The following is an 11948-nucleotide window of genomic DNA, read 5'->3' as shown; positions in this document are numbered from 1 at the left end:
GAGTTCGAGTTGGCCGGTGAGCAATGCAAGGGTTGCGTCGTTGACAGTGAAGTTGGCAATCGCATCGCGGTCGGTCACGTCTGCAAGCAGTTCGCGTGCCTCGGCCTGCCGAGCGGCCAGGGAGGGGATGTCGGCCTGCAGAAACGCCAGTTCGGCCGCAGCGTTGACCGCTTGTAGTCGTTGCACAGCGGTTGCGGTGGGTTCGGCGTCGAGCGCCTGCTCGATTCGGCGGCGCCCCTGCTGCAGTTTGCCCAGGCCGGTCCACGGGCGATACAGCCTGGTGGCCATCTGCAGCGCCACCGTCGGCGCGGCGGCCAGTGCGAATTGTAGGGCTTCGCGCAGGTTGGGGATTTCCCAGTGAAGGCGGTGGAACCAGTCGAGTTGGCGTTCGCTGTACCATTCCTCGCCGGCCTGCTCGGCCAGTTGGTGGTACCAGTCGAGGTGGCGGTGGCGTAGTTCGGTGTGTTCGTCGGTGCTGAGTTGGTGGTGGCCGTATTCGCGCAGGGTTGCCAGCTGGCGGAAGCGAAGTGTGTCGTCGGCTGAGGTGCGGATGAGGATGGATTTGTCTTCCAGGGTGCACAGGGTCTCGAGGAGCTTGTCCTCGGACATGTCGGGGGCGCAGATGTGTTGGACGGCTGCGGGTTCGAAGCTGCCGGTGAATACCGACAGCCGCGCCCAGAGTTTGCGTTCGGTTTCGTTGCAGCGTTCGTAGCTCCACGAGATGCAGTAGTTCAGGGTCTGCTGGCGGGTGGGTGCGCCGCGTTTGCCGTGGGCGAGCAGTTTGAAACGGTTGGAGATGCGGGCGGAGATTTGTTCGACGGCCATGGTCCGCAGCAGGGGGGCGGCCAGTTCCAGGGCCAGGGGTAATCCGTCGAGTTGAGTGCAGATCCGCGCCACCGGCAGGGCGTTGCGCTCGGTGAGGTGGAAGCTGCGCTGGGTGGCGCGGGCATGTTTGAGGAATAGGGTCACGGCGTCGCAGCGTGCGAGCTGTTGGTAGTCGGGCAGATGATCGATGTCGGGAACGGGAAGGGGAGGCACCGGCAGCACCGATTCCTCGTCGATGTCGAGTATTTCGCGGCTGGTCGCCAGCACCCGCAGCCGGGGGCAGCCCGCGAGCAGCCGCTGGACGAACCGGCCCGTGGCATCCAGGACGTGCTCGCAGTTGTCGAGCACGAGCAGTGCTTCACGGTCGGCGAGTGCTTCGACCATCACCTCCACCAGTGGCCGGGTGGTCTGATCGCGGATGCCCAAGGCTGCTGCGGCCACCGCGGCCAGCAATTCAGGGTCGCTGAGTTCGCCCAACTCGATCAGCCATACCCCGCCGCGGAAGTCGGCGATGCGCTGGCGGGCGGCCTGTAACGCCAGGGTGGATTTGCCGATCCCGCCGATGCCGGTCAGGGTGACCAGTCGCGAGTGTGAGATCAGCTCTTCGAGTTCGGCGAGCTCGGCCTCGCGTCCGACAAAGCCGGCCAGCGGTGCGGGCAGATTGCCCCGGGTCGGGGCTTTGGCGCCGTGCAGCAGCAATTCGGTGATCATGGTGGTGAAGTCGCGGCTGGCGGCGCGTCCGAGCTTGATCGACCATCCCGCGCCGGAGACCAGACTGTAGAAAGCCTCGGTGAGCCACACCGCAGTCACGTCGGGGCGGAATACTCCTGCCTGCTGGCCTCGCAGGAAGAACTCCTCGATCTCGGTGCTGATCTCGTCCCACCCGGCCCGGGACTGCCGGTACTGAGCGGCCTCGTTTCGGGCGTAGAGCAACGCCACGTAACTCGCCACCGGTTCGCAGGCCTGGACCAATCGCCGTAGGGCATCCGTCGGCTCACCATCGTGCCAGCGCGATGCATCCAGCGCCTCGCGCAGCTGGCTGATCGCCAACCGGTCCAGCGCCTCGAACAGGGCCTCCCGCCCGGCGAAGTGGCGATGCAGCGTGGCACGGCTGACACCGACCGCAACCGCGATCTCATCCTGGGTGGCGTTGGGCCGCCGGCTGACGACTTCGGCCGCCGCACGCAGTAGATGCTCACGATTCATCGAGACATCCTTCCGCGTTCTCGTTCACCGCACAGACGGCTACTTGCTTCGACGATGCGATCGCGCGTTGGTCTCACTGGCATGCACATACTGCCCGCAGCATATTGCCGGCAGAGTAAGTGAATGGTTGTTTCGCGCCGATGGGTGGCAGCAGTGTCGGCAACCACACTTTCGCCGGGTGCTTTCCACGCCGCGGCGAGATGAAACCGGGGGTGCCGATCTCGTCAGCCCTGGACGAGTGAATTCACATGCTCTCATCCAGAACGATGGCGATGGCTTCGTCGAGGGACAGAAATCTGCCTTCATTGGTAGCAGTCCGGTAGTCGCCAGGTGAAAGCTGCTCGCGGATCCGGAGCCCGCACGCTTCATGGAATTGCCCAACATTCGCCGAGACGTTGCTATCGGCGCCCGCGGACCGGCTGATGGCAGCGGCAGCAGCAGTCAGCACCGCAGCGCGCCGTGCTTCGTTCCTGGCCGCTGCGATCCAGGCTGCCGTCTCCACGAAGGTGGCGCAGGCGATGGTGTCTGCGATCAGCCGAGATAGTTGCAGACCTTCCCGGACGGCCTCCTCGGCCAATGCGAGTTGGCCCAGGACCATGCGGCCGAGCGCGAGGGCTGCCAAAAGGTAGGTCCGCAGGACGATGTCGTGGCCCCGGGCTTCGGACAGGGCAAGGCCGTGCTCGGCGTGTCCGACCGCGGCTTGCGCGTCGCCGGTAGCCGCAGCCGACCAGGTCATCACCAGCAGGGCGTAAATCTGCAGACAGAACACGTCCGTGAGGGCGAATGACTCCTGTGCCAAGGACCGCGCGAGTTTCAGTTGACCGGTGAGCAGAGCGAGCGCGGCCTCGTTGGTAGTGAAGTGGGAGACGGTGTTGCTATCGGTGGGGACGCGGGCAAGCAATGCGCGTGCCTCATTCTGCAGAGCGGTTATCGCCGGGATGTCGGCTTGGAGAAACGCCAATTCAGCCACGCCGATCACCGCTTGTAGTCGTAGTCCGGCCGGCGCCGTGGGGCTGGCGTCGAGGGCCTTTTCGATTCGGCGGCGCCCCTGCTGCAGTTTGCCCAGGCCGGTCCACGGGCGATACAGGCTGGTGGCCATCTGCAGCGCGACCGGCGGTGCGTCGGTGTACGCGAATTGAAGCGCTTCGCGCAGGTTGGGGATTTCCCAGTGAAGGCGGTGGAACCAGTCGAGTTGGCGTTCGCTGTACCATTCCTCGCCGGCCTGCTCGGCCAGTTGGTGGTACCAGTCGAGGTGGCGGTGGCGTAGTTCGGTGTGTTCGTCGGTGCTGAGTTGGTGGTGGCCGTATTCGCGCAGGGTTGCCAGCTGGCGGAAACACACGACGTCGTCGGCTGAGGTGCGGAGAAGGATGGATTTGTCTTCCAGGGTGCACAGGGTCTCGAGGAGCTTGTCCTCGGACATGTCGGGGGCGCAGATGTGTTGGACGGCTGCGGGTTCGAAGCTGCCGGTGAATACCGACAGCCGCGCCCAGAGTTTGCGTTCGGTTTCGTTGCAGCGTTCGTAGCTCCACGAGATGCAGTAGTTCAGGGTCTGCTGGCGGGTGGGTGCGCCGCGTTTGCCGTGGGCGAGCAGTTTGAAACGGTTGGAGATGCGGGCGGAGATTTGTTCGACGGCCATGGTCCGCAGCAGGGGGGCGGCCAGTTCCAGGGCCAGGGGTAATCCGTCGAGTTGAGTGCAGATCCGCGCCACCGGCAGGGCGTTGCGCTCGGTGAGGTGGAAGCTGCGCTGGGTGGCGCGGGCATGTTTGAGGAATAGGGTCACGGCGTCGCAGCGTGCGAGCTGTTGGTAGTCGGGCAGATGATCGATGTCGGGAACGGGAAGGGGAGGCACCGGCAGCACCGATTCCTCGTCGATGTCGAGTATTTCGCGGCTGGTCGCCAGCACCCGCAGCCGAGGGCAGCCCGCGAGCAGCCGCTGGACGAACCGGCCCGTGGCATCCAGGACGTGCTCGCAGTTGTCGAGCACGAGCAGTGCTTCACGGTCGGCGAGTGCTTCGACCATCACCTCCACCAGTGGCCGGGTGGTCTGATCGCGGATGCCCAGTGCTGCTGCGGCCACCGCGGCCAGCAATTCAGGGTCGCTGAGTTCGCCCAACTCGATCAGCCATACCCCGCCGCGGAAGTCGGCGATGCGTTGGCGGGCGGCCTGTAACGCCAGGGTGGATTTGCCGATCCCGCCGATGCCGGTCAGGGTGACCAGTCGCGAGTGTGAGATCAACTCTTCGAGTTCGGCGAGCTCGGCCTCGCGTCCGACAAAGCCGGCCAGCGGTGCGGGCAGATTGCCCCGGGTCGGGGCTTTGGCGCCGTGCAGCAGCAATTCGGTGATCATGGTGGTGAAGTCGCGGCTGGCGGCGCGTCCGAGCTTGATCGACCATCCCGCGCCGGAGACCAGACTGTAGAAAGCCTCGGTGAGCCATACCGCAGTCACGTCGGGGCGGAATACTCCTGCCTGCTGGCCTCGCAGGAAGAATTCCTCGATCTCGGTGCTGATCTCGTCCCAGCCGGCCCGGGACTGCCGGTACTGAGCGGCCTCGTTTCGGGCGTAGAGCAACGCCACGTAACTCGCCACCGGTTCGCAGGCCTGGACCAGTCGCCGTAGGGCATCCGTCGGCTCACCTTCATGCCAGCGCGATGCATCCAGCGCCTCGCGCAGCTGGGTGATCGCCAACCGGTCCAGGGCCTCGAGCAGGGCCTCACGCCCGGCGAAGTGGCGATGCAGCGTGGCACGGCTGACACCGACCGCTACCGCGATCTCATCCTGGGTGGCGTTGGGCCGCCGGCTGAGAAAGTCCGCCGCCGCACGCAGTAGATGCTCCCGATTCATCGAGACATCCTTCCGCGTTCTCGTTCACCGCACAGACGGCTACTTCCTTCGACCATGCGATCGCGCGTTGGCCTCACAGGCATGCACATACTGCGGGCAGCATATTTCCGGCAAAGTAAGTGAATGATCGTTTCGCGCCGATGGGTGGCAGCAGTGTCGGCAACCACACTTTTACAGGATGCGTTCCACACTGCGGCGAGATGAAACCGGGGGTGCCGATCTCGTCAGCCCTGGACGGGTGAATCACATGCTCTCATCCAAGACGATGGCGGTGGCTTCAACGAGGGACAGAAATCTGCCTTCATTGGTCGCAGTCCGGTAGTCGCCAGGTGAGAGCTGCTCGCGGATCTGGCGCTCCCAGGAATCGTGGAACTCTCCTACGCTGGCTGAGATGGCGCCGGTGGCGCCGGCTGCGCGACCGATGGCCGCAGCGGCTGCCATGAGAACCGCAGCGCGCCGCGGAGCCTGCCTGGCAGCGGCAATCCAGGACGCTGTCTCCAGGAAGGTGGCGCAGGTGACGCTGTCTTGAATCGACCGAGAGAGTTGCAGACCTTCCCGAACTGCGCGCTCTGCGAGGTCAATATCACCCAGCGCCATGCGGCTGAGCGCGAGGGCCGCCAAAAGGTACGTCCGGAGAATGATGTCGTGGCCACGGGCTTCGGACAGAGCAAGGCCGTGCTCGGCGTGCGCGACCGCGGTTTGCGCGTCACCGGCGGCGGCGGAGGCCCCGATCATCAACAGCAGCGCGTAAATCTGCACCGGGGTGTACGTGGTGCTCTCGAGAGCTTGCTGGGCCAAAGCCCGTGCCGAGTCTGCTTGACCGAGCAGGAGGGCGAGGGCGGCCTCGTTAGCGGTGAAGTGGGCAACGGTCCGCTGCTCAGTGACACTCGAGAGCATTTCACGGGCTTCGGCCTGCCGAGCCGTCAAGGCGGACATATCGACTTGTAAAACGGCCACTTCCGCAACTCCGATGACCGCTTGGAGTCGTTGCGCGGTAGCTTCGGCGGGCGCGGCGTCGAGGGCCTTCTCGATCCAGCGGCGACCTTGCTGCATCATGCCGATAGCGGTCCAGAAGCCGCGCAGGTTGGTGGCCATTTCCAGGGCTGCGGACGGAGCGGCGGCCAGCGCGAATTGTAGGGCGTCGCGCAGGTTGGGGGTTTCGCGTCGGAGGCGGCGGAGCCAGTCGAGTTGGTGTTTGCCATACCACTCGAATCCGGCGTGTTCGGCGGCCAGTTGGTGGTACCAGTCGAGGTGGCGGTGGCGTAGTTCGGTGTGTTCGTCGGTGCTGAGTTGGTGGTGGCCGTATTCGCGCAGGGTTGCCAGCTGGCGGAAACACACGACGTCGTCGGCTGAGGTGCGGAGAAGGATGGATTTGTCTTCCAGGGTGCACAGGGTCTCGAGGAGCTTGTCCTCGGACATGTCGGGGGCGCAGATGTGTTGGACGGCTGCGGGTTCGAAGCTGCCGGTGAATACCGACAGCCGCGCCCAGAGTTTGCGTTCGGTTTCGTTGCAGCGTTCGTAGCTCCACGAGATGCAGTAGTTCAGGGTCTGCTGGCGGGTGGGTGCGCCGCGTTTGCCGTGGGCGAGCAGTTTGAAACGGTTGGAGATGCGGGCGGAGATTTGTTCGACGGCCATGGTCCGCAGCAGGGGGGCGGCCAGTTCCAGGGCCAGGGGTAATCCGTCGAGTTGAGTGCAGATCCGCGCCACCGCCGGGGCGTTGCGCTCGGTGAGGTGGAAGCTGCGCTGGGTGGCGCGGGCATGTTTGAGGAATAGGGTCACGGCGTCGCAGCGTGCGAGCTGTTGGTAGTCGGGCAGATGATCGATGTCGGGAACGGGAAGGGGAGGCACCGGCAGCACCGATTCCTCGTCGATGTCGAGTATTTCGCGGCTGGTCGCCAGCACCCGCAGCCGAGGGCAGCCCGCGAGCAGCCGCTGGACGAACCGGCCCGTGGCATCCAGGACGTGCTCGCAGTTGTCGAGCACGAGCAGTGCTTCACGGTCGGCGAGTGCTTCGACCATCACCTCCACCAGTGGCCGGGTGGTCTGATCGCGGATGCCCAGTGCTGCTGCGGCCACCGCGGCCAGCAATTCAGGGTCGCTGAGTTCGCCCAACTCGATCAGCCATACCCCGCCGCGGAAGTCGGCGATGCGTTGGCGGGCGGCCTGTAACGCCAGGGTGGATTTGCCGATCCCGCCGATGCCGGTCAGGGTGACCAGTCGCGAGTGTGAGATCAACTCTTCGAGTTCGGCGAGCTCGGCCTCGCGTCCGACAAAGCCGGCCAGCGGTGCGGGCAGATTGCCCCGGGTCGGGGCTTTGGCGCCGTGCAGCAGCAATTCGGTGATCATGGTGGTGAAGTCGCGGCTGGCGGCGCGTCCGAGCTTGATCGACCATCCCGCGCCGGAGACCAGACTGTAGAAAGCCTCGGTGAGCCATACCGCAGTCACGTCGGGGCGGAATACTCCTGCCTGCTGGCCTCGCAGGAAGAATTCCTCGATCTCGGTGCTGATCTCGTCCCAGCCGGCCCGGGACTGCCGGTACTGAGCGGCCTCGTTTCGGGCGTAGAGCAACGCCACGTAACTCGCCACCGGTTCGCAGGCCTGGACCAGTCGCCGTAGGGCATCCGTCGGCTCACCTTCATGCCAGCGCGATGCATCCAGCGCCTCGCGCAGCTGGGTGATCGCCAACCGGTCCAGGGCCTCGAGCAGGGCCTCACGCCCGGCGAAGTGGCGATGCAGCGTGGCACGGCTGACACCGACCGCTACCGCGATCTCATCCTGGGTGGCGTTGGGCCGCCGGCTGACGACTTCCGCCGCCGCACGCAGTAGATGCTCACGATTCATCGAGACATCCTTCCGCGTTCTCGTTCACCGCACAGACGGCTACTTCCTTCGACGATGCGATCTTTGCGCGCGCGGGCAGATTGTCTGGGCACAACTCCGTGACCAGCACCCTATGCGGGCTATCGACAACATCAGGATCTGCACACCCCGTCCAGCAGAAGATCAGTGACCATAGGGCTGAAGTCGCGTGGCGCGGCTCGTCCGGTCCGGATGGACCAGCCGGCTCCGGCGACCAGGTTGTAAAAGGCTTCGGTCAGCCAGGTGGAAGTGAGGTCGGGCCGGAATTCACCGTCTCGTTGGCCGCGAAGGAAAAGTCCTTTGATTTGATCGTCGATTTCAGCCCAGCCCTGCTGCAGTTCCTCGTTGCTGAACTCCTGGCTGTGGGTATAGAGGAGCGTGAGGTAGCCGGATACCGGCTCGCACTCAGTAACGAGACGCAGCAACGCCTGCGTGGCCGGCCCTTCCTGCCAACTGGCATTGTCGACTGCCTGGCGAACCTGTTCGAGCGCGAGATGTTGCAGTGCCTCGATCAGCGCGGCTCGTCCCGCGAAGTAGCGATGCAGGGTCGCGCGACTGACGCCGACGGCAGTGGCGATCTCGTCCTGCGTCGCTTCCGGCCGCCGACCCAGGTACGCCGCAGCCGATCGCAACAGGCGCTCGTGATCCACCGGGGCCGACCGATGGTCCTTGATCAGTGACATGAGAGTCCAGGTGCGACCCTTTTCTGTGACGTTCGGGGCGTACGGGAGTTGTTCTCGATGGAAGTCGACCCTTCTTGGAGCGGAGTCCCCCGGGCCCGTACATCGTCATCGTTGTACGAGCCACGGGCTAGGGAATTGCTTGAAAATACAGAAAATTCTTAATTAAGTCGTAGGGAAATCGTTCGCGGAGTTAACGATCTTCGGCGCTTCGCGGGGCGACGCGCCCGAATCTACACCTAGGCCAGGACGGTCCAAAGCAAAAGACCGATCCCGGATCCCCGAGCCTTGAGCCCGTCCGACCAGGCCGGTGGCTCTCCGCGGATGCGCTTTCCAGCGCTGATCCGAAAGAGTCGGCAAAAAGGGGCCTGACAGGTCGGATTCGTTCAGCCGCCGATTAAGGAAGGTCAGGGGATGGCCGGCCTTCCCTTCGGCTTGGTGGCGAATTCAACGACGGGCTCTCCGTTGGCGGCCTCGTGCGCGGGTACATGCACGGCGGCTGGACGGCGGTGAACCGAATGCCGATGCGCTGCAACGTATTGGGGAGAGCTGTGCGGCGGCATGCCATGGGCGCATATCCCGCGCAACAGGAGCTCGGTGATCATGTTGGTGAAGTCGCGGGGCGCGGCTCGTCCGGACCGGATGGACCACCCGGCGCCCGCGACCAGGTTGTAATAAGCCTCGGTCAGCCAGGTAGCGGTGAGGTCGGGCCGGAATTCACCGTCTCGTTGGCCGCGCAGAAACAGTTCCCTGATTTCGGCGTCGATTTCCGCCCAGCCCTGCTTCAGGTCTTCGTTGTCGAATTCCTGGCTGTGGGTGTACAGGAGTGTGAGGTAGCCGGACACCGGTTCGCATGCCGCCACCAATCGCTGCAAGGCCTGCGCTGCCGGCCCTTCCCGCCAGCGGGCATTGTTGAGCGCCTGCCGCACCTGGGCGAGCGCGAGTTGTTCCAATGCCTCGATCAGCGCAGCCCGGCCCGCGAAGTAGCGATGCAGCGTCGCACGGCTGATGCCGAGGGCAGCGGCAATCTCGTCTTGAGTCGCATTCGGTCGCCTGCCCAGGAAGGCCGCAGCACCACGAAGCAGTCGGTCTTGGTCCATTCGATTTCTTCCTCGCGTGTGTTTTCGGCGTCCTGAACGGGGTGATCAGGAGATAAGTGTTGACATGTCAGCGACGATCCTTCGGCCGGCGGTTACGAAAACCAGGACCTGAAGAAGCCCTACCGCACCGACAAGAGCCACGTCGGCCGCCAGGGGATACCCGATTGCGTTGACGAGCCCCATCGGGTCTCCGTTAAGCGCTTGCTGAATTCCTTCCAGGTAGAGGTTTATGTTGTAGGACACCGCGGTCGTGACCACCGCATTCGCGAAATCGGCTGTGGGCAGCAAGGTTTCATAACTCGTCGCGGCTACCTTGGTGATCGTGTTTGCGAGGTTGGTATTGGCGGTTTGTAGCTGGTCGATGAGGCTGTTCAGTGACACCGGCGGTAGGTTCGGACCGCTTCCCGAGAAGGCTGGCATCACATCCGTCGCCGGGCTGGAGAAATCAGACGGATGTGGAAGGTTCAGATGTGCCATCTCGTAGCCGAAGTCGGCAATGCCCTGCTGGGTACCGGCGGCGAGCGACGCCGCAATCGCGGTTGGCTCGGCCTCGGGGAACAAGCCGAACGGAGTGGCGACGTTCGGTGGTGACGTCGAATACCCGTAGCCGGGGTCGCCATACCCCAGGTTGACGATCACCCTGAGGTTCGGTTCCAGCAGGCTGGCCAGCGGTTCCCCCAAAACCGGCACCGCGCGCAGCGGCTCCAACAGGGGGAGGTTTTCGGTGCGGATGACGTAGTACTCCGTCATCGTCGGGCCCACTGTGTTGGTCAGCTGGACGGCCGAATCGAGTTGTGCCGGAGTGAGAGTCAAGTAGTCGCTGTGCACGTAATAGATGCCGGCCAGCGCGTTGAGGGTGGACAGAGCATTGAGCGGATAGCGCGGGAAGTCAGCAACGCCGTCGTATTCGAGTGTGTAGATCTTTGTCGGGTAAAGGTTGTCCGGCGTAGGGCCGGTGGCCGTAACCCCAAGACTGGGAAATGCGATTCCGGGGAATCGCGTGGCGACGCCGCCGTTGGGGTTGTTGGGGTTGCCGGTCAGGGTAAAAGACAGCTGATCTGGGGTAGGCGGATTGACGGACGCTGCAAGGTTGGCCATCGTCAACGACGAGATCGAGGCGCTCTGGGAGTATCCGAACACGGCGACGTTGCTGCCGGCAGCAATCTGGTCCCGGATCGCACTTTCGAGGATGCTCACGCCCTGGGCCACCGATACGTCGAAAGTCAGGTTCTTGACCGCCATCACCGGGTAGAGCCCTTGCGGCGTGAAAAGTGCCTGCGCGAGCACGCCGGGAAAACCGCGGCTGATGTAGAGGTCATTGGCCCGCTGCACATACCCGGGCGACGGGATCGGCAGGCCGCTACCTCCCATAACCAACCCAACAGTCTGTGTCGTAGCCGCGTTTGCAATGACTGCGTTCTCAGCTGTGCGGGCCAGAGCGCTCGTGTTCGGGGGCGATATGCTCCACGCAGCACGTGCGGATCCGAGCGTGCTTTGCAACTGCTCCTGCCAGGGCGCGAGCTGTGCCACCACGGCCGAGGACCCGGCTTGGTAGCAGGCCATCGCTGACACGTCCTGGGCCCACATCTCCTCATAGGAGGACTCAATGGCGGCGATCGTCGGGGTGTTCTGCCCGAAAAGGTTGCCGGCGACCAGCGCGACTACCTGGGCACGATTGACCGCTACCTCTGCTGGATGCACGGATGCGGCCAGCGCCGCTTCGAACTCTGCGGCTGCGGCCCGCGCAAGACCAGCGACGTCCTCGGCTTGGGCGGCCGACATGCTCAACCATTCGAGGTAAGGCGCCGCCGCGCTCATCATCGCGCTCGATGCGGCGCCATGCCACGTCCCACTTGCCAGATTCGCCGTCACAGATCCGAAAGACGTCGCAGCGGTGCTCAACTCTGCGCCTAGTCCGTCCCAGGCAGTCGCCGCCGCCAGGATCGGCGCCGGCCCGGTGCCGCTGAACACTCGCGCCGAATTGACCTCGGGTGGCAGCATCGAAAAATGCGGCGCAGTCAATGCACTGTCCTTTTCTGGAAAGATCACGTATTGGTGCAATCTCTTTCAACGCAAGGGCGGATTGTCGCCGTCGGCTGAGATTGAACGTTGTGAACTAATTTGCGGTTCGGTAAATTATGCAGAGTGGCATCACGACCCCTCTACTTCTGCCAGCCATGAAGCGACGCAGATACAAAGATGAGAGCCAGGACCGTGCCCAGAGCCCGAGGCTTGAACATCATTCGCCAGTGCCTAGGTTCCATGGTCGTCCCTTTCTCTTGAGCGGATCGTGGAGCGCGAAGCACGTCCGAATGCTAACCAGCGCTTGGTATCTGAGATAGATTTTTCTTGACCAACTCCCAAGTCGAGACCTTTCTGTCCTGAGTGTGACGCGGCTGTCTCGCTGCGGACAGCACTGCCTACCAGCCGCAGCTC

5 protein-coding genes and 1 pseudogene are annotated in these 11948 nt (G+C 64.1%); all 6 read right to left on the bottom strand.

What is annotated here, in order from left to right:
- On the bottom strand, positions 1 to 2031 hold a 2031-nt coding region (locus QXH22_RS25210), incomplete at its 3' end, for a TetR family transcriptional regulator (protein ID WP_306277347.1).
- Positions 2032 to 2275: 244 nt separating this feature from the next.
- Positions 2276 to 4873 (bottom strand): NB-ARC domain-containing protein, encoded by a 2598-nt coding sequence (locus QXH22_RS25205; RefSeq protein ID WP_306277346.1) that lies wholly within the window; start codon positions 4871 to 4873, stop codon positions 2276 to 2278.
- A gap of 243 nt (positions 4874 to 5116) precedes the next feature.
- Entirely contained in the window at positions 5117 to 7714 is a 2598-nt protein-coding gene (locus QXH22_RS25200; RefSeq protein ID WP_306277345.1) for an NB-ARC domain-containing protein, read from the bottom strand.
- Positions 7715 to 7845: 131 nt separating this feature from the next.
- Positions 7846 to 8415: a TetR/AcrR family transcriptional regulator gene (locus QXH22_RS25195; RefSeq protein WP_306246339.1), complete on the bottom strand. Its 570-nt coding sequence runs from the start codon at positions 8413 to 8415 to the stop codon at positions 7846 to 7848.
- A 572-nt stretch (positions 8416 to 8987) separates the two neighbouring features.
- Positions 8988 to 9512: pseudogene (locus tag QXH22_RS25190) on the bottom strand (TetR/AcrR family transcriptional regulator); the annotation flags it as partial.
- 45 nt (positions 9513 to 9557) lie between these two features.
- Complete coding sequence (locus tag QXH22_RS25185) at positions 9558 to 11513, bottom strand: PPE family protein (RefSeq protein WP_306277380.1); 1956 nt, start codon at positions 11511 to 11513, stop codon at positions 9558 to 9560.
- Between the last annotated feature and the right edge of the window lie 435 nt (positions 11514 to 11948).

Origin of the sequence: Mycobacterium sp. TY814 (assembly GCF_030755175.1) — a bacterium.
Taxonomy (GTDB): Bacteria; Actinomycetota; Actinomycetes; order Mycobacteriales; family Mycobacteriaceae; genus Mycobacterium.
This window is presented reverse-complemented; position numbering and strand designations above follow the sequence as displayed.